Raw genomic sequence first — 17382 nt, 5'->3', positions numbered from 1 at the left:
CTTTTTCTCAAAAAACAGCCGTTTGGCGGGGCTGCACGCTCCTGCCAAACGGCTGGGTTGAACAACTGGTCACTCACCGGTTGCGCGGCTCGCTTCGTAAATTTTTAAATTGTGATATACCACCTCGAGCATCGGAGCATGGATGCCATGCCGCTTCGCCAATGCTAGCAAATACCCTTGCAAATGATCGGCTTCAATGAGCTGTCCTTTTTCCATATCGCGCTGCATGGACGATTTCATCGTTGGGGCGATCTGCTCGAGCTGGGTGCGCTGCCGCTCGGCCATTTCATCGGTCAGCGGCGCCCCATGCGCCTGAATGATCGTTTTGATTTCCCGAAACAGCCGATCGATGATGACGCTCCCGTACTCCCCGGAACGGATCGGCCCGATCGGGGCGCGGAACAGCGTTGTCACGCCCGACATCGTCGCGATAAACAAATATTTGTTCCACATATCAGCTGCAATTTGTTCGCTTAGGCGAAAGCAGGCGTTGGCGCCGGCAAACAACGATGCAAGCACCTCCGTTCGCTCGCTCCGCCCGTTTGGCCATTCACCGAAACGCATCTCATGCGCCGGGCTCGTTTGGATGATCTCCCCTCTCTCGTTTAACGTCGTTTCGATAAAGCAAAGCCCGCCTAAGACATTCTCGCGGCCGAACGCCTTCCATAACGCATCCATATGGGCCATGCCATTTAACAACGGCAAAATCATCGTCGCCTCTCCAACATACGGTTTCGCGTCGGCGATGGCGCCGTCTAAATGGTACGCTTTGCTTGAGAACACGACAAGATCAAATGGCTCGGCCGATTCGCCGGCAACAAGCAATTTCGGCGCCAATCCCACATCGCCATGGACACTGTGGATGACAAGCCCATATTTCTCCAGTTCCTGTTTTCTGCGCTCGCGAACAAGAAACGTTACGTCCACCCCTTTTTCAAGCAGACGGCCGCCGAAATACCCGCCGACCGCTCCTGCTCCGACAAACAGAATGCGCATCATATGTACAGCTCCTTTCTCCACTGAGGGTTGATCCAACGCTCCCAACGTCTTTCACAAAAACCATGCCGCCAATCGAACATTTTCTCAGCGATGATGAACAAGAAGAAAAAAGGAAGAAGGGAACGCGCCCCTCCTTCCTTCCCGTTTGCTAGCAGCAACGCGACACTTTGCCGCCTTTAGCATTGTAGCGTGCCTCTTGCGCCTCGCAGAAAAACTCTTTCCGCGACTTAATCGGCTCGCCAGGATGATGGGTTTTCATATGCTCGACATATTTTTCATAGCTCGGCACACCGACAAGCAAGTCAAGAAACTGCCGGCGATAAGCCAAAACGTTTTGCAGCCATTTAGGCATAGTGCTTCGCTCCTTCTCCATCGCGCGGCACGTACGGCGCTTCCTTGAGCGGCACATGTTTGTTTTGCAATACTTTGATCCAAATGTTCAACGCCGAGATCAGCATCGCGATCACAACGAGCATGAAAATCGCGCACAATGTCGCATCAATGTAATCGTTCATAATAATTTGCCGCATTTGCGCCTCATTCGTTGCCGGCGCCAAAATTTTGCCTTGGCTCAAGCTGTCTTGGAACATTTTCGCATGCGACAAGAAACCAATTTTGACATTTTCGTGGAACAGTTTTTGATACCCGGCTGTCAGCGTGACGACCAAAAGCCATGTTGTCGGCACGAGCGTGACCCAAACATATGCCTTTTTGCCCATTTTAAATAGAACCGTCGTCGCAAACAACAAGGCGATGCCAGCCAACATTTGATTGGCGATGCCAAACAGCGGCCATAGCGTGTTGATGCCGCCGAGCGGGTCGACGACGCCTTGGTACAGGAAGTAACCCCACGCCAGTACGCAAAGGGTCGTAGCGATCAAGTTCGAGGCAAGCGAATCCGTTTTGCCGAGCGGTTTGTAAAACGTGCCCATAATGTCTTGGATCATGAAACGGCCGACGCGCGTGCCGGCGTCAATCGTCGTCAAGATGAACAGCGCTTCAAACAGGATGGCAAAGTGATACCAGAACGCCATAAGCGCCTTGCCGCCGATGACGCTCGATAAAATGTGCGCCATCCCGATCGCCAACGTCGGCGCCCCGCCCGTGCGTGACAACACCGTTTGTTCGCCGACGTCTTTCGCCAACTGCGCAAGCATATCCGGCGTGACGGTGAAGCCCCATGACGATACCACTTTTGCCGCCTGCGCCACATCGGTTCCGATGACAGCAGCCGGGCTGTTGATGGCAAAATACGCCCCTGGCGTCAAGACGCAAGCCGCCACCATCGCCATGACAGCGACGAACGACTCCATCAGCATCGCACCGTAGCCGATCGGCCGCGCATGGCTTTCAAGCTCAATCATCTTCGGCGTTGTGCCGGATGAAACGAGCGCGTGGAATCCAGACACCGCGCCGCAAGCGATCGTAATGAACAAGAACGGGAACAAGTTGCCTGCAAACACCGGCCCGGTGCCATCGATAAATTTCGTCACTGCCGGCATTTGCAAGTCCGGCATGACGACGAAAATGCCGAGCGCCAATCCGACAATCGTGCCGATTTTCAAGAACGTGCTCAAATAGTCGCGCGGCGCCAACAACAGCCATACCGGCAACGCCGAAGCGACAAAGCCATAAATGATCATTAAGATGGCGATCGTTTCCCCTTTTAGCGTAAACATCGCCGAGAGCGTCGGGTGCTCCGCGACATATTGCCCGACCACGATCGACAAAATCAACAGCACAAATCCCCCAAGCGACGCTTCAGCAACGCGCCCTGGACGGATGAAGCGCATGTAAATGCCCATCAAAATCGCAATCGGAATCGTCGCGGCGATCGTAAACATCCCCCACGGGCTTCCGACAAGCGCTTTCACGACAACGAGCGCCAATACGGCCAATAAAATAATCATAATGCCCAAAATGCCAAGCGCTGCGATAAAGCCCGTCACCGGACCCATTTCTTCCTTAATCATTTCGCCGAGCGACTTCCCGTTGCGGCGCATCGAAGCGAACAAAATGACAAAGTCTTGCACCGCTCCGCCGAGCACAACGCCGATCACAATCCAAAGCGTCCCAGGCAGATAGCCCATCTGCGCGGCCAAAATCGGTCCGACAAGCGGTCCCGCACCCGCAATAGCGGCAAAGTGATGGCCAAATAGCACCCATTTGTTCGTCGGAACATAGTCCTTCCCGTCATTGAACACTTCCGCTGGCGTTTTCCGGTTATCATCAAGACCAAACACTTTGCGGGCGATAAACCGGCTGTAAAACCGATAAGCGGCCGCATACGTGCAGACGGCGGCGACGATAAGCCACATGGCGTTGACCGATTCGCCGCGGCTTAAAGCCAAAATGGCAAACGCTGCGGCCCCAAGGACGGAAATCAGGCCCCATAACAAAATCGATTTTAGCCCCTTCACACGGCTTCCCCCTTTATTTATTTGTCAAAATCCTTTACGTCACTATTATATTCATTATTCTGAAAAATTTAAAGTATTTTTTTATCTTCAGCTAACATATCGTTTGGTTCTATAGGAAAGTTTTCCTGCATTCCTATTGCAAAAAAGTATAAAACAAGTCTTTGGCGCAAAAAATGTAATTGCACCCATCGGCTTAACCAGCAACTGACCATGAAGCACCCATCGATTGTCTCCAGCTCCATCTGACGGTGCAACGGACAAAGCAACGATCAACTAATATTATCTCAGTAAAGGGTTCGAGAAGGTGAAAGCGATCGAAGCATTGTTATGGAGCATTGCTTTGCCTGGATTCGGGCAACTGTTGAACAAAAAGTATATAAAAGGAATTTTGTTTATTGCGTTGGAATTTGTGATTAACACCCAATCCCATTTCAATGAAGCCATCCGCCTCAGCTTTTTGGGACGTACGGATGAGGCCGCCCGCATTGTCGATATCGGATGGCTGATGTTTTATCCATGTTTATACTTTTTTGCCATGTGGGATGCGTTTAAAGACGCTGGCGGCGGGCAAACGCCGTACTCGTTTTTGCCGTTTGTCGTCTCCGCCTACTTTGTGACGGTCGGCTTAATGTACTCGTCGCACGTGACGATCGGCGGCGTGTTTTTTGGACCGATTTGGCTGCCGATCTTATCTGTCATCCCCGGGCTCTCCATTGGATGGCTGCTGCAATTTCTGCTGCTGAAATGGAAATAGCCATCCGCTTGGTGATTGCCCAGCCACAAAAGCCGCCAATTATTCATTGGCGGCTTTCGGTTGCGGCTCTTTGGCGCTTTTTCGTTTTTTCATCGTTCCCGCCACAATGACAGCGGCAACAACAAGCAACTCAAATCCATACTTCACGGCAGGATTGGCAAAATACGCCTTTAAAAACGGCTCATCGACGATCATTTTCGCCGCCGTCCAGGCGAGGACACCGGCGCCGATCGTAATAATGATTGGGAAGCGCTCGATCCATTTTAAAATAAGCGTGCTGCCCCACACCATGATCGGAACGGAAATGAGCAACCCAAGAACGACGAGGAGAAAGTTTCCGTGCGCGGCGCCGGCGACCGCCAATACGTTGTCAAGCCCCATCAACGCATCGGCAATAATGATCGTGCGAATCGCCTCCCATAAATTTCCCCCGGCTTCAACATCGTCGTGGCCCTTCCCCTCAACAAGCAGCTTATAGGCGATCCAGACAAGCAGCACGCCGCCGACAAGCAAAAGCCCTGGGATTTTCAGCAGCCAGACGACGAAGATCGTCGCCAACGCCCGGATGACGACAGCGCCTACCGTCCCCCAGACAACGGCCTTTTTTTGCTGGTATTTGGGCAAGTTGCGGGCCGCCAATCCAATCACAATGGCGTTATCCCCTGCCAGCAAAAGATCAATAATGACGATCGACAGCAACGCCGTCCAAAACTCTACTGACAACAGATCCATGGAAGAATCCCCCTTTACAAGTTATATTTTTCTTTTAATGAAACCGGGGCCATCTTAATGACTTGTTGCAAAATAAATAGGAAGACGGCCAAATCATCGATCAAACCAAACAACGCAAGCCAATCCGGAATGAGGTCAAGCGGCAGCGCTATATACAAAAGCAGCAAACCGACGGAAAACAATTTTTTTCGCATTGGCACTTCATGAGAAACGAAAAATTCAAACAAAAACGGTAGAAAACGCCGGACATGGACGATGAAGCGAAGCCGTTTCCACCATTTACGCATGCCATCCCCTCCACTTTTTGTTCTTTTGAAACCGAACCTATCTTCCTTTACGATTATCTTCCCCCCTTTTGTTTCATGAAATGAAAGAAGGCCCTTACCATCTTTGGTAAAGGCCTCCATAAATAAAATAGACCTTTACCAACATCGGTAAAGGTCTCGCTAACAACGTCGCCGTTGCCAACAAAGCCGAGGGCATGCGCCCTGAACTGACGACTTTGCTGTTAAAGCTACTCCCCTTTAACAAAAGAAACTATATTCGTTTTTATATTTTCATGATATTCAATATTTATACCTGTTGTCAACTCTTTTTCTTGACAAGAAATGAATCCAATTTATTGCCCCGCCGTAAACTTCAAACCAATGACTCCGACAAGAATGCAAAGCAAAAACGCCACACGCGGCGCGTTGACTGGCTCGTTTAAAAACAACATGCCGACCAAGGCCGCGCCGAGCGCTCCGATTCCCGTCCACACCGCATAGGCGGTGCCGATCGGCAACGTTTTTATCGCCAGTGATAAAAAGTAAAAGCTCGCCGCCATCCCCGCAATCGTCACAACAGAAGGCCAAAAGCGGGCAAACCCGTTCGTATATTTCAGCGCGATCGCCCATACAACTTCGAACAAACCAGCAACTATTAAATAAACCCACGCCATGCCCCGTCCTCCCTTTTTAGCGAAAATAAAAAAGCCGCGAGAACGATCGAAACGATGCTCCTCCCGGGCTTTTGTCCCTCCGTGCACGCGGCGATGCCGCGCGTTTTCTCTCGGTCGCAGGCCGGCCGCAAAGCAGCCGCGGAACCCTAGAAAACCTTTTTCTTCTTTTTTTCCGCTGTTATTGTACCATGTTTGTGGCCAATCGGCTACTGATTTAACCATCGTGCCGCTGGCATAGCAAGAAAGCAGATGGGACATTCCCATCTGCTTTATACCGGATCGTTATCAACATCGCTGTACGATTCAATCGCTTGATCGAGCGCCCGATAGGCCTCAGCGAAAGCGTTTGTCGCCGATTCATCTCCCGCCTCGGCCAGCTCCATTCGCGCATTGCGCGCGTGAGTCACCGCACGGATGACATCTTCGATCATTTGCCGTTTATCCCCGGCGCTCGCTTTTAACCGTTCAAGCTCATGAATCGCCCCATCAAGACTCGTCGAGCGCGGTTCGTCAAACGATTGTTCCAGCTGCTCTTTCACACGCTCCAATATTTCTTTCATCATCGCCCATCCTTTCTCTATTCGTTGTCATCCGCTAGTGTGGGCGATTGGCGGCAAACTATGCATTACCAAGACGCTGAAATTGTGTCTACTCATTTACGTGCACATCTTTCAAACCAGCCCAAAACGCGGCGATGATCGACAGGGCGACGATGATCATCGGCGCATACATGATCAAAAATGTTTGCATTATCCTTTTCCCCCTTCCCATTTTCCTTTAACGTACGCCTTGTTAAACAAAAAGAGGCGCATAAGCAAATAAAGTGACGGAATTAATAACAGAAGGCCGGCAATAAACGCGACGATCAACGCCATAGCCATCGTCTCATTCGTAAACCCGTCATAAATCGTCAAATACGGGTATAACAAATACGGATAATGTGAAATGCCATAGGCGTAAAAGGCGAACGCATATTGAAACAACAGCGCAATAAACGCCCAGCCGAACCGCCGCTGCCGCCAAAGCAGCCAAACGGTAATGACAAAAAACAAAAAGGAAATGACCAGCATCCACGCCACATTCCATAGGTTGGCGTAATGCTCGGGATTATGGTAGCGGAGCTGGTAAATAATGAGCAGCGCTGACAACATCGTCGGCCCGCTCCAAAGAAGAGCGTAGCGGCGCAACAGCGCCCGCGCCCGTTCATCCTTGGCCTCGTCCGCATAGTACGTTAAGAAAACGGCAGAAATGTAAAGAACGCTCGTCACACTGAGCAGCACAATGCTCCATGACAACGGGCTTGCAAACAGCTTCCCATAATCCAGCGCAACGCCTGAGGCGCCTGCCTCCACAAACCCGCCTTCGGAAATCGTCAACACGATGGACAGGGAGGCCGGAATAAACAACCCCGTCAATCCATAAGCGATTAAATACCAGTTCCGTTCCGTCCCCCCATACGTATGAAACGCATAGTACGAGCCGCGAATAGCTAACAAAATGATGGAGATGCTCGCCGGGACAAGCAAAATAGAACCGTAATAATACGCCGTTTTCGGAAAAAAGCCGACAATGCCGACAAAGAAAAAGACAAGAAAGACGTTCGTCACTTCCCATACAGGGGAAAGATAGCGCTGAATGATGCGGTGCAAAATATGCTGTTTGTTTGCCCAATGGCTATAGGCGCTGAAAAACCCAGCCCCGAAATCAATCGAGGCAACGATAATGTACCCGAACAAAAACAGCCATAACACCGAAATGCCAATGACTTCGAGCGTCATGGCGCCACCTCCCCGTTATTGGCCCGCTCTGCCAGCTCCCGTTCAACCGGGTTGCGGCGGAACATACGGATGAGCACTGTTGCGCTCGCAATTACTAACACCATATACAAAAGGCAAAACAACACAAGCATCGTATCCACATGCGCCGACGATGTCGCTCCTTCCGCCGTTTTCATATAGCCGCGCAAAATCCACGGCTGCCGCCCGACTTCCGCTAAGTACCATCCCGCCTCAATCGCAGCCATCGCCAGCGGCCCTCCCGCCACCAGCAGTCCAAAAAACCACTTTTTCGCCGTCCACTTCCAGCGGAAAATCGATCCGAGCCAATACGCGGCTGCGACAACCATTAAAAACACCCCGATCGTGACCATCACATCGAATAAGTAATGAATGTACAGTGGTGGGCGTTCATCTTCCGGAACTTCGTTCAGTCCGGTCACAACCGCAGCGGGATGGTTATGGGCCAAAATGCTAAGGGCATATGGAATTTCCAAGGCATATTTCACTTCCCCGTCTTCTTGGAGCGCGCCGAACAGGATCAACGGTGCATGGGAGCTCGTTTCAAAATGCCATTCAGCAGCCGCCAGCTTTTCTGGCTGGTATTCGGCTAAAAATTTGCCCGATAAGTCGCCAATCAATGCACTGGCTACCGAAAAAATAAAAGCTGTTTTCATCATTAAATGAAGTGCCTTGCGATGATAAATGTGACGATTGCCTTTCCATAAATGCCAAGCGGCGATCGAAGCAAGCACGAATGCTGACGTCATATACGAAGTCGCCAGCACATGGGCGACTTTCGTCGGCATCGCTGGGTTGAACATAGCCGCGATTGGATCGATGTTGACAAGCTCGCCGTTTTTAAATTCAAACCCTTGCGGCGTATTCATAAACGCGTTCACCATCGTAATAAACATGGCTGATGCTGAAGACCCAATTGCCACCGGGATAAGCAAAAGCAAATGTTTTTTCTGATTTTCGAACCGATCCCATGTATACAAATAAATGCCGAGGAAAATGGCTTCAAAAAAGAAGGCGAACGTCTCCATGAACAGCGGCAAGCTGATCACTTGGCCAGCCAGCTGCATAAAGTTCGGCCATAAAAGCGACAGCTGCAAGCCGATCGCTGTTCCTGTCACCACGCCGACCGCTACGGTGATGACAAAACCGCGCGTCCAGCGGCGAGCGAGTAAGATGTAATGCATATCATTTTTGCGAATCCCAACCCACTGAGCAATGGCGATCATCAGTGGAATCCCGACGCCGATCGTGGCATAAATGATGTGGACCGTCAGCGTCAATCCCGTCAAAATACGGCTAAGCAGCACCGGATCGTAACCGTTCACGATTCATCCCCCCTTATGAAAACAAGCGGCCAATCAAGGAAAGCAAGACAACAGCCGCAACAGCAAAGCTAACGAACACAAGCGTTTTTTCATGCCGCTTCCACATATCCATCCCCCCGGGCGAACAAACAGTGGTGAAGAATTTGTGACAACCATCACAAATTATCCACTTCATATTATTTCATAAAATCGGGGACGCTATCCGGCATGATTTCGAATAATTTGTGTCATTTTTCACATATTCATCGTGACAAACAAAAAAAGCAGGAGATCCCTGCCCTTATGTTATAAATATTTCCGATGCACCGTTTTCCCGTCATACGTAAACAACATCGGCTTTTCCTCGACGACCGTCTCCATATGGACCGGACGGCCCCACAACTGATAAATGTATGGGAGCACTTTTTCTAAATACTTCAGATCGAGTTCGATTCCTTCATACCAATGCTTCAAATACAACTCTCCGTTGCGCATATAATCGCCGTCATTGACCGTGATATACGGGAATCCGCCGTTTACCCGCATGCTGACGAGTTGGTCGCGGATATGCTCCCAGTTTTTGTCGACGATTTTATATTCTTTCCCCTGTTTTTGGAACAAATACATATCTTCGCGCATGACGAGCTCTTTCGTTAAATAGTTGCGCAAAAACGAAATGTCGGATTCGAGTTCGCGCACTTCAAAAATTTTCGCCCTCCCCGACCCCGGCTTGACGCCGTATTTTTTCATCTCCTCAGTCGGATTATTCCACCGCTCTTCAATGTCTTCAAAAATTTTCAGTCCTAAATAATACGGATTGATGCCAGTGCGCGACGGTTGCACGACGTTGGCGTTCAGTTTCGCAAATTCAATCGCCTCATCGCTCGTCAAATCCATCTCGCGCAAAATGCGCTGATGCCAATACGTCGCCCATCCTTCGTTCATGATTTTCGTCTCCAGCTGCGGCCAAAAATAAAGCATTTCCTCGCGCATCATCGTTAAAATGTCGCGTTGCCAATCCTCCAGTTCGCGGCTGTATTCTTCAATGAACAATAGCACATCTTTTTCCGGTTGCGGCGGAAACTTGCGCCGTTTTTTTCGCGGCGGCGTTTTCAGTTTGTTTCGCTCGTCAAGCGACCATAAATCGTCGTACGGCGTCGATGTTTTCGGAGGCTCCTCCTCTTCGTACACTTCCGTATCTTCCCACGTCCATGACAGCTTCGGCCGCAGGAGCGAGGGATCGATATGCTCCTGAATGGCCAAGACGGCATCCAAAAATTTTTCCACTTCCAATTTTCCGTATTGATGTTCATAATGCTTGATCCGCTCCGCTGTCGCCGCCATGCTTTCCACCATATCGCGCTTCGTGTTGCTGAAGCGTACGTTGTTTTTGAAAAAGTCGCTGTGGGCCAACACATGGGCGACGATCAGCTTATTTTGGATGAGCGTATTCGTATCGAGCAAAAACGCGTAGCAAGGGTCCGAATTGATGACGAGCTCGTAAATTTTGCTTAACCCTAAATCATAATGAAGCTTCATTTTGTAAAACTGTTTCCCAAAGCTCCAGTGGGAAAATCGCGTCGGCATCCCGTAAGCGCCAAACGTATAAAGAATGTCCGCCGGGCAAATTTCATAACGCATTGGATAAAAATCAAGGCCAAATCCTTCCGCAATTTCCGTAATCTCCGCAATGGCCCGTTCCAGCTCTTTCAGCTCGTCCTGCCGCATCCATCTCCCCCCTCTTTTTCCTCTTATCACAATGTATGAGGGAAACGGCGTTTTGATACGTTCCATCGTTTGGCATGAACGCGCAGCGCCCCATTTTCATTTGTGGACCGTTGGCTTATAATGGTCATATACAAGAAATCGCGGCAAAGCGTGGTGGTCATTTGCAGCACTATTTGCATTATCTTATCGAACACTTCGGCTACATCGGCATTATGGTTGCGCTGATGCTCGGCATTGTTGGGCTGCCGATCCCCGACGAGCTGCTGTTGACATATGCCGGTTACCGCGTTTCAACGGGGGCGTTTTCGTATCCGCTCGCTTTTCTTTCCTGCTGGCTTGGAGCCATCATTGGCATCTCGCTCAGCTATATGCTCGGGATTACGCTCGGGCTGCCGTTTTTGCATAAATTCGGTCCCAAGCTCCATCTTACAGAAAAACGGCTCGAGCAAACGAAAGCGCTTTTTTCGAAGCTCGGCCCAGCGGTATTGTTCATTTGCTATTTCATCCCCGGCGTTCGGCATCTCGCCGCCTTTTGGGCCGGCATGAACGCCTACCGTTGGAGAAAGTTTGCCTTGTTCGCCTACAGCGGGGCGATGGTGTGGGTCGCTGTCTTTTTGACGATCGGCGCCTATTTTGAAAGCCGCTGGATGGCCGTCAAGCAGTACATCCATGCCTACCGTCCATTCTTATTTCCAGTCTTTTTGGTCGCTCTTGGTTTCGCCATCTTCTATTGGTACATCCAGCAAAAGCGAAAAACACCGGGGTAATCTCCGGTGTTTTTCATTCTCTATGCGCGCTATACGTTCTCGCGCGGGCCGCGATGGTACGTTTCTGTCAGCAATCCCATAAACAGGCCGAATCCGAACATAAACATCGAGGCCCCGATAATGCCGAGACTGATGATCGTCAAGAAATAGTCTTTGTTGTAAGCGCTTGCGATAAAACTAAGCAAAAACAGTACGACTCCGACAATCAATCCCACTGACGCCATCCATTTGCACATGTTGATCATTTCTTGCCCTTCGTGCCGTTTGTTCATTCTCATCATCCCCTTATTTTGAGGATACTACCCTTGTCACAAAATTGCAACATTTATTTTTCCTTTTTCGTTTTCATTTCGGTTATAATTTATATTTTGCCTTCTGTCGCAACATTTACAGGGCAACAAAACGCCCCACCGTCATACACTAACAATGACTCCTTCTTGATAAAGGAGGCATGCCGCTTGAACACCGTCGACTATGATAAGGCGCTCTATTACACGCATCGCTCCGAATGGGACAATTTGCTCATTTTAATGGTGCGTACGCCTGATGATATTCTGTCAAAAAAAATTGAAAAGTTTCTCCACGCTTATAATTTTGAACATGACTACTCCGTCATCCAGGAGCGGTTGCACGCCTTGCTTCGCTATATTGACCATGCGCTTGAAGTGAGCGAACAAAAAATGGGAGTCGAGCAGTACGCGCAGTTTTATTCGTAAAACGAACGGGGAATTGGCCGATGCCAATTCCCCGCAGATTGTGCTGATCATTGCGCATAAGAAGGAGAAACGGTGCTGAGCACATCCTTTACGCGCTGCATGACGGCTTCCGTTAAGCGCGCCAGCCTCTCTTCACTGTCCTCTAGCGAAGTTCCTTTGACGCCGAAATACGCCTTCATTTTCGGCTCCGTCCCTGATGGACGCAGGCAAAACCACGAGCCATCCTCCAAGATATACTTGAGCACATTGGATGTCGGCAAATCAATGGCCGTTTTTTCGCCGGTCAACGTGTTCGTCCGCTCTTTCGTCTTGTAATCCTCAATCACCGTCACCTTTTTCCCCGCGGCCTCCACCGGCGGCTGTTGGCGGAACGACGCTAAAATCGCGGCAATCGCCTCTGCTCCTTCTTTGCCTTTCAGCGTGAGCGATCGTTGTCCCTCGCGATAATAGCCGTACTGGTCAAACAATTGCAAGAGCGCCTCATACAACGATAGCCCTTGCTTTTTATAAAACGCGCACACTTCCGCCGCGAGGACAGCCGCCTGCACGGCATCTTTGTCGCGGACAAAATCGCCGATCAAATACCCATAGCTTTCCTCATACCCAAACTGGAACGCATATTGCCCTGTTTGTTCGTATTCCTTTATTTTTTCGCCGATGAATTTGAAACCGGTCAACGTATCGACCGTCTCAAGACCAAACGATTGGGCGATCGCCCGACCAAATTCAGACGTCACGATCGTTTTTAAGACAACACCATTTTCCGGCAGGGTGCCTTGAGCTTTTCGTTGCGATAGCAAATAGTGGAGCAACAAGCCGCCCGTTTGATTGCCGGTCAGCACGACATAGTTTCCCTTGTCATTTTTGACCGCCACACCGAGCCGGTCGGCGTCCGGGTCAGTGGCGATCAGCAAATCGGCGTTCACTTGCTTGCCCAACTCCATCGCCATGGCGAAAGCCGCGTCTTCTTCCGGATTGGGCGAGGCGACCGTCGAGAAATTCGGATCCGGCAGCTCCTGCTCTTTGACGACAAAGACGTTTTGGTAGCCGAGCTCAGCGAGCGCGCGGCGCACCGGTTTGTTTGACGTGCCGTGAAGCGGCGTAAACACGATATTGATCGCCGCTTCCCGAGCGAGCTCCGGATGGATGGAAATCGTTTTGACCGCATGGATATAAGCATCATCGACTTCGCTTCCGATGATGCGAATAAGGCCTTTTTCTCTTAACGTTTCCTCATCTTCCACATGAATGGCGAGCTCATTTTCGACTTCATTGACATAGCGGATCACTTGGTCGGCGACAGCAGGCGGCAGCTGTCCCCCGTCCTCTCCATACACTTTATAGCCGTTATATTCGGGCGGATTATGGCTAGCGGTGATGACAATGCCGGCAAACGCCCGCAAATAGCGAACAGCAAACGACAGTTCCGGCGTTGGACGCAATTCATCAAACACGTATGTTTGAATGCCGTTCGTAGCCAACGTTTTCGCCGCCTCCATCGCAAATTCCGGCGACTTATGCCGGGAGTCATAGGCAATGACGACCCCGCGTTGCTTCGCCTCATCCCCAAACGATTGTATGTATCGCGCCAATCCTTCCGACGCTTTTCGCACCGTATACATGTTCATTCGGTTCGTCCCCGGGCCAATCTCGCCGCGCATGCCGCCGGTGCCGAATTCGAGATTTTTGTAAAAGCAATCCTCCAGCCATCGTTCATCATTGCGGCGTTGTTCCAACAACCGCTTCAATTCCGGATCGAGCTGCGGCTCACGCAGCCATTGTTCGTATTTTTGTCTCCACTCCATCGCTGTTCCCCCTTGATTTTCATTTTCCCTGTTTATGTATTCGCTCCCATCATACAATATACCTGCCAAAAGAAAAAGGATGCCCTGGAAAAAATGTGGGCATCCTTTTTCCCCCATTACCCTTGCGGCTGCGACGGCTCCGAAATGTTCGTCAACGCCTGTTCAGCCGCTTCGTTTGATGCGCTGTTCGTCGCAATATCGCCTAGCGCAACAATGCCTTGAAGCTGGTTGTTTTCCACGATCGGCAAACGGCGAACTTGATGTTGGGCCATGACATTCGCGGCTTCCTGTACGCTCATATTCGGCGTACCGGTGACGACTTGGTTCGTCATGACCTCCGCTACTTTGACGGTCGACGGGTCTTTTCCTTGGGACGAAACACGCAACGTAATATCGCGGTCCGTAATCATCCCTTTGACTTGCCCGTTTTCCACAACCGGAAGCGCCCCAATATTTTTTTGGCTCATGATTTGCGCTGCTTCTTGCACCGTTTGGTTCGGCGAAATCGTTGCGACGTTTTTCGTCATAATGTCCTGCACTTTGTTTCCGCTGTTGTTCGTCAATGTGATCCTCCCCTTTCACCGATTAGTATGGCTCGTTTGTCGAGCGATATAGATAGAAAATGTTGTTTTCTTTCCTGCCCTTTGCCGGTTATGAATGGACGTGCCGTTTTCCATCCCTTATAATGGAGCTAACGGAGGCAAGATCGGGAACATGATGGGAAGAAGGAGAGAACATGGAACGAGAAAAACGTGCGGAGAACTTGCTTTTGGCCGCATGGGCGACCGCGCTCATCGCCACGCTCGGAAGCCTTTATTTTTCTGAAGTGCTCGGCTTTATTCCTTGTGATCTTTGCTGGTTTCAACGCATTTTTATGTACCCGCAAGTCGTGATTTTAGGAATCGCCATTGTGCGCAAAGACGCTGCGGCAGCTCGCTATAGCTTCACACTGTCATTGATTGGCGGGGGTATTTCTCTGTATCATTATGGATTGCAAAAAATTCCGCTGCTTCAAGAATACGCCATCAGCTGCGGCCGCATTCCGTGCACAGGGCAATATATAAACTGGCTTGGATTTATCACCATTCCATTTTTGGCGTTCACTGCCTTTATGATCATTATGTTGTTAAGTTGGACCGTCATGCGCCAGCAAAGAAAGGAGAGCGAACGTTGAAAAAACTGCTCGCATTTGGCGGCATCATTGTCGTCCTGTTCGCTGCGATCGCGTTTATTACGATGTACGAACAAAAAGAAGCCGCAAGCAACAATCCTTACCATAAAAGTGAGCTCAACCCAGCCACCATCGCCCAACTTGACGACCCGAACTACCGCAACATTATTTTGCCCGCGGAGTTGAAACAGCAGCTGGCTGACGGCAAGACGCTCACCGTTTACTTTTACAGCCCGACATGCCCTCACTGCCAGCGGACAACGCCGATCGTCGTGCCGCTCGCAAAGGAGCTTGGCATCGATTTAAAGCTGTTCAACTTGCTTGAATTCGAAGACGGGTGGGATGCGTACCATATTGAAGCCACCCCGACGATCGTCCATTACGAAAACGGCAAAGAAATCAAACGCATCGAAGGGTATCATGACGAACAAACGTTCCGAAACTGGTTTTCCTCATTGCACAGTGACAAGTGAAGATGGGTGAATCCGACCTACACAAGTCAAACATGCCGATGCGGGCATCGAGAGAAAGCGAACCGAAACGGCATCCGCTTCCGATGCCAAAAGTGCGGATACACCCTCCACGCCGACTTGAATGGCGCGATCAACATCGCCAAAGCGATTTCGGGCTTCGCCGCCTAACCTAGCGCACCGGTCGCAGGTGCGCCGCCCATTGGGGTACATCCTAACCCGATGGGACGGGGTGATGACACACCCCCGAACTTGGGCGTTGTCCGAACCAGAAATGGATGAGGGTGTTAACGACCCAAGAATCCCACACCTTTAGGCGTGCGGATTGTCAAATCACCCATTGGCTCGCCGGAGGCGCATACACGCTGCACGGCCAAAGCCGCCTGCAAGTGAACTGCTTGGCATGAAAAGGAAAGGCAATGCCATGGCGGGCCAAAATCTTTTGATTGCGAACAAACAGCCATTCATACTGTTCCAAATCCCCATGCTCTCCGATATGTTCGATGACGGTAATGAGCGATTGCAACGCTGAAATGATTTGGAAAGCCTCTTTCATCGTTCCATTATATGCAACATGTTCGTGGTCCAGCGAAAGAATGCCCCATTCCTCAAATTGACGGATTTGTTCATCATCGAAGTAATACGGGAACACATCGGTATAAAAGTAGTTGAGCAAATACTGCATGTAATGCTCTTGTTCCGGAGTCGCTGCATACATCATTTTCAACGTCCATACCACCTTTTCTCGCCGCAATGCTTGCGTTTTCCATCACTAAGACGATACTATGAGTGTACCATATCTCGCGCAAGGATAGGGGTAGAAAGTGTTTCCACAGCTAACAAACAATTGGGAGTGTGACAACCTTTGTGGACAAGAAAAGGCGATTGGCTGGAATGCATCATCCCTAGCTGGTGGAGCGGTTTGACGATTGAACAGCTCCTGAAAGACGTATGGGCCGCCTCGAAAAAGCTCGCCCACCGTTGGCGGATGGAACACGGCGTCAAACTGAACGGCCAGGCTGTTCCCTGGAAGACGGTGCTCAACGAACGCGACCGGCTCCAGCTTTACGCATATGAGCCGGAGCCGTCGTTCATCGTTCCAGAATATCGGGAGCTTTCGATTTTATGGGAGGACGACCATCTGCTCGTCTTGAACAAAGAAGCCGGCATCGACATTCATCCGTCCGAACCGGGGCAAACCGGCACGCTCGCCAATGCGGTCGCGTTTTATTTGCAGTCGCAGGCAATTTTAACAAAAGTGCGCCACATTCACCGACTTGACCGCGACACGTCGGGAGCGATTTTATTTGCCAAACACCCGCTTGCCGGTGCGACGCTCGATCGGATGCTCGCCCACCGTGCCATCAAGCGGACGTACGTCGCCCTTGTTCACGGTCGTTTGTCCCCGAAATCAGGAACCATTTTCGCGCCAATCGGCCGCGACCGCCACCATCCAACGCGCCGGCGCGTCTCGAAGACGGGGGCAAAAGCGGTGACACACTATCGCGTCATCAAAACATTCCCGTCAACATCGCTTGTCGAGCTTTCTCTCGAGACTGGACGGACGCACCAAATCCGCGTCCATTTGGCCCATCTCGGCCATCCGCTCGTCGGCGATGTGCTTTATGGCGGCAAACCAGTGTTTCATCGCCATGCGCTTCATGCCGCTAAGCTAACGTTCCGCCACCCGTTTACAAACGAAGAGGTCATTTGTCTCGCGCCAACAAGCGATTTTCCCACCGACCTTTCGCGCATTTACCATTGATCTACCCTGCTGTCC

Annotated in this window: 21 protein-coding genes, 1 pseudogene and 1 riboswitch; of the genes and pseudogenes, 7 read left to right on the top strand and 15 right to left on the bottom strand. The window is 50.6% G+C overall.

Annotated features, from left to right (window positions below; all coding sequences use genetic code 11):
* Window positions 1-69: 69 nt before the first annotated feature.
* The 3 genes from ABS784_RS06240 to ABS784_RS06230 all read right to left on the bottom strand — a co-directional run bounded on the left by ABS784_RS06240 (window position 70) and on the right by ABS784_RS06230 (window position 3419).
* Window positions 70-996, bottom strand: a complete 927-nt coding sequence (locus ABS784_RS06240; protein ID WP_011230118.1) for a ketopantoate reductase family protein — start codon at window positions 994-996, stop codon at window positions 70-72.
* Between the two features lie 151 nt (window positions 997-1147).
* A complete protein-coding gene (locus ABS784_RS06235) occupies window positions 1148-1351 on the bottom strand; it encodes a YbdD/YjiX family protein (protein WP_011230117.1) in 204 nt (67 codons plus the stop codon).
* On the bottom strand, window positions 1344-3419 hold the full coding sequence (locus tag ABS784_RS06230; protein ID WP_352511809.1) for a carbon starvation CstA family protein: 2076 nt from the start codon (window positions 3417-3419) through the stop codon (window positions 1344-1346). Before ABS784_RS06230 ends, ABS784_RS06235 begins: the two co-directional genes overlap by 8 nt.
* A gap of 304 nt (window positions 3420-3723) precedes the next feature.
* On the opposite strand from ABS784_RS06230, the gene ABS784_RS06225 reads away from it, so the two are divergent.
* Complete coding sequence (locus ABS784_RS06225; RefSeq protein ID WP_014194961.1) at window positions 3724-4173, top strand: hypothetical protein; 450 nt, start codon at window positions 3724-3726, stop codon at window positions 4171-4173.
* Window positions 4174-4212: 39 nt separating this feature from the next.
* Here ABS784_RS06225 and ABS784_RS06220 read toward each other — a convergent pair whose 3' ends face one another.
* From ABS784_RS06220 to ABS784_RS06190, 8 genes are all read right to left on the bottom strand, one after another.
* Entirely contained in the window at window positions 4213-4905 is a 693-nt protein-coding gene (locus ABS784_RS06220) for a TerC family protein (protein WP_021322501.1), read from the bottom strand.
* Window positions 4906-4919: 14 nt separating this feature from the next.
* Window positions 4920-5192: a YkvA family protein gene (locus ABS784_RS06215; protein WP_011230113.1), complete on the bottom strand. Its 273-nt coding sequence runs from the start codon at window positions 5190-5192 to the stop codon at window positions 4920-4922.
* Between the two features lie 332 nt (window positions 5193-5524).
* On the bottom strand, window positions 5525-5845 hold the full coding sequence (locus tag ABS784_RS06210; RefSeq protein WP_011230112.1) for a DMT family transporter: 321 nt from the start codon (window positions 5843-5845) through the stop codon (window positions 5525-5527).
* Between the two features lie 58 nt (window positions 5846-5903).
* Window positions 5904-6006, bottom strand: a riboswitch (guanidine-I (ykkC/yxkD leader).
* 108 nt (window positions 6007-6114) lie between these two features.
* The gene (locus ABS784_RS06205; protein ID WP_021322500.1) at window positions 6115-6405 is read right to left on the bottom strand and encodes a hypothetical protein; all 291 of its coding nucleotides are present in this window, start codon (window positions 6403-6405) and stop codon (window positions 6115-6117) included.
* Window positions 6406-6493: 88 nt separating this feature from the next.
* Window positions 6494-6595 (bottom strand): cytochrome bd oxidase small subunit CydS family protein, encoded by a 102-nt coding sequence (gene cydS / locus ABS784_RS17350; protein WP_011230110.1) that lies wholly within the window; start codon window positions 6593-6595, stop codon window positions 6494-6496.
* Window positions 6595-7623 carry a cytochrome d ubiquinol oxidase subunit II gene (locus tag ABS784_RS06200; RefSeq protein ID WP_011230109.1) on the bottom strand — a complete coding sequence of 343 codons (1029 nt, stop codon included), beginning with the start codon at window positions 7621-7623 and terminating at the stop codon, window positions 6595-6597. The genes cydS and ABS784_RS06200 overlap by 1 nt, the downstream gene beginning before the upstream one ends.
* Window positions 7620-8966, bottom strand: a complete 1347-nt coding sequence (locus tag ABS784_RS06195; protein WP_011230108.1) for a cytochrome ubiquinol oxidase subunit I — start codon at window positions 8964-8966, stop codon at window positions 7620-7622. Before ABS784_RS06195 ends, ABS784_RS06200 begins: the two co-directional genes overlap by 4 nt.
* Window positions 8967-9251: 285 nt before the next feature.
* Window positions 9252-10673, bottom strand: a complete 1422-nt coding sequence (locus ABS784_RS06190; RefSeq protein ID WP_013523016.1) for a SpoVR family protein — start codon at window positions 10671-10673, stop codon at window positions 9252-9254.
* 161 nt (window positions 10674-10834) lie between these two features.
* Between ABS784_RS06190 and ABS784_RS06185 the strand changes: the two genes are divergently transcribed.
* Entirely contained in the window at window positions 10835-11440 is a 606-nt protein-coding gene (locus tag ABS784_RS06185) for a DedA family protein (protein WP_011230077.1), read from the top strand.
* A gap of 29 nt (window positions 11441-11469) precedes the next feature.
* Here the strand turns inward: ABS784_RS06185 and ABS784_RS06180 are convergent, their stop codons facing one another.
* The gene (locus ABS784_RS06180; RefSeq protein WP_025039331.1) at window positions 11470-11718 is read right to left on the bottom strand and encodes a hypothetical protein; all 249 of its coding nucleotides are present in this window, start codon (window positions 11716-11718) and stop codon (window positions 11470-11472) included.
* Between the two features lie 180 nt (window positions 11719-11898).
* Between ABS784_RS06180 and ABS784_RS06175 the strand changes: the two genes are divergently transcribed.
* A complete protein-coding gene (locus ABS784_RS06175) occupies window positions 11899-12156 on the top strand; it encodes a YhdB family protein (RefSeq protein WP_013146280.1) in 258 nt (85 codons plus the stop codon).
* 47 nt (window positions 12157-12203) lie between these two features.
* On the opposite strand, the gene ABS784_RS06170 is transcribed toward ABS784_RS06175, so the two are convergent.
* Together ABS784_RS06170 and ABS784_RS06165 are read right to left on the bottom strand one after the other, a co-directional pair.
* Window positions 12204-13961, bottom strand: coding sequence for a phospho-sugar mutase (locus ABS784_RS06170; RefSeq protein WP_352511804.1), 1758 nt, complete (start codon window positions 13959-13961; stop codon window positions 12204-12206).
* A gap of 116 nt (window positions 13962-14077) precedes the next feature.
* A complete protein-coding gene (locus ABS784_RS06165) occupies window positions 14078-14524 on the bottom strand; it encodes a CBS domain-containing protein (RefSeq protein ID WP_011230073.1) in 447 nt (148 codons plus the stop codon).
* Between the two features lie 173 nt (window positions 14525-14697).
* On the opposite strand from ABS784_RS06165, the gene ABS784_RS06160 reads away from it, so the two are divergent.
* From ABS784_RS06160 to ABS784_RS06150, 3 genes and pseudogenes are all read left to right on the top strand, one after another.
* The gene (locus ABS784_RS06160; RefSeq protein WP_011230072.1) at window positions 14698-15135 is read left to right on the top strand and encodes a disulfide formation protein C; all 438 of its coding nucleotides are present in this window, start codon (window positions 14698-14700) and stop codon (window positions 15133-15135) included.
* Entirely contained in the window at window positions 15132-15605 is a 474-nt protein-coding gene (locus ABS784_RS06155) for a thioredoxin family protein (protein ID WP_011230071.1), read from the top strand. The genes ABS784_RS06160 and ABS784_RS06155 overlap by 4 nt, the downstream gene beginning before the upstream one ends.
* 3 nt (window positions 15606-15608) lie before the next feature.
* A pseudogene (locus ABS784_RS06150) lies at window positions 15609-15773 on the top strand (zinc ribbon domain-containing protein); the annotation flags it as partial.
* Window positions 15774-15930: 157 nt separating this feature from the next.
* Here the strand turns inward: ABS784_RS06150 and ABS784_RS06145 are convergent.
* Window positions 15931-16329: a YhcU family protein gene (locus ABS784_RS06145; protein ID WP_014194938.1), complete on the bottom strand. Its 399-nt coding sequence runs from the start codon at window positions 16327-16329 to the stop codon at window positions 15931-15933.
* Between the two features lie 138 nt (window positions 16330-16467).
* On the opposite strand from ABS784_RS06145, the gene ABS784_RS06140 reads away from it, so the two are divergent.
* Window positions 16468-17367 carry an RluA family pseudouridine synthase gene (locus ABS784_RS06140; RefSeq protein WP_011230069.1) on the top strand — a complete coding sequence of 300 codons (900 nt, stop codon included), beginning with the start codon at window positions 16468-16470 and terminating at the stop codon, window positions 17365-17367.
* The last annotated feature ends 15 nt before the right edge of the window (window positions 17368-17382 follow it).

Source organism: Geobacillus sp. G4, from assembly GCF_040327975.1.
GTDB classification, from domain to species: Bacteria; Bacillota; Bacilli; order Bacillales; family Anoxybacillaceae; genus Geobacillus; species Geobacillus thermoleovorans.
Note: the sequence above shows the minus strand (reverse complement) of the source record. Positions and strands in the feature narration are given on the sequence as shown.

Excerpts from the sequence above, each read along its gene's own strand:
- ABS784_RS06240 (WP_011230118.1), bottom strand. The coding sequence starts at position 996 with ATGCGCATTCTGTTTGTCGGAGCAGGAGCGGTCGGCGGGTATTTCGGC.
- ABS784_RS06235 (WP_011230117.1), bottom strand. The coding sequence starts at position 1,351 with ATGCCTAAATGGCTGCAAAACGTTTTGGCTTATCGCCGGCAGTTTCTT.
- ABS784_RS06220 (WP_021322501.1), bottom strand. The coding sequence starts at position 4,905 with ATGGATCTGTTGTCAGTAGAGTTTTGGACGGCGTTGCTGTCGATCGTC.
- ABS784_RS06215 (WP_011230113.1), bottom strand. The coding sequence starts at position 5,192 with ATGCGTAAATGGTGGAAACGGCTTCGCTTCATCGTCCATGTCCGGCGT.
- ABS784_RS06210 (WP_011230112.1), bottom strand. The coding sequence starts at position 5,845 with ATGGCGTGGGTTTATTTAATAGTTGCTGGTTTGTTCGAAGTTGTATGG.
- ABS784_RS06205 (WP_021322500.1), bottom strand. The coding sequence starts at position 6,405 with ATGAAAGAAATATTGGAGCGTGTGAAAGAGCAGCTGGAACAATCGTTT.
- cydS (WP_011230110.1), bottom strand. The coding sequence starts at position 6,595 with ATGCAAACATTTTTGATCATGTATGCGCCGATGATCATCGTCGCCCTG.
- ABS784_RS06200 (WP_011230109.1), bottom strand. The coding sequence starts at position 7,623 with ATGACGCTCGAAGTCATTGGCATTTCGGTGTTATGGCTGTTTTTGTTC.
- ABS784_RS06190 (WP_013523016.1), bottom strand. The coding sequence starts at position 10,673 with ATGCGGCAGGACGAGCTGAAAGAGCTGGAACGGGCCATTGCGGAGATT.
- ABS784_RS06180 (WP_025039331.1), bottom strand. The coding sequence starts at position 11,718 with ATGAGAATGAACAAACGGCACGAAGGGCAAGAAATGATCAACATGTGC.
- ABS784_RS06170 (WP_352511804.1), bottom strand. The coding sequence starts at position 13,961 with ATGGAGTGGAGACAAAAATACGAACAATGGCTGCGTGAGCCGCAGCTC.
- ABS784_RS06160 (WP_011230072.1), top strand. The coding sequence starts at position 14,698 with ATGGAACGAGAAAAACGTGCGGAGAACTTGCTTTTGGCCGCATGGGCG.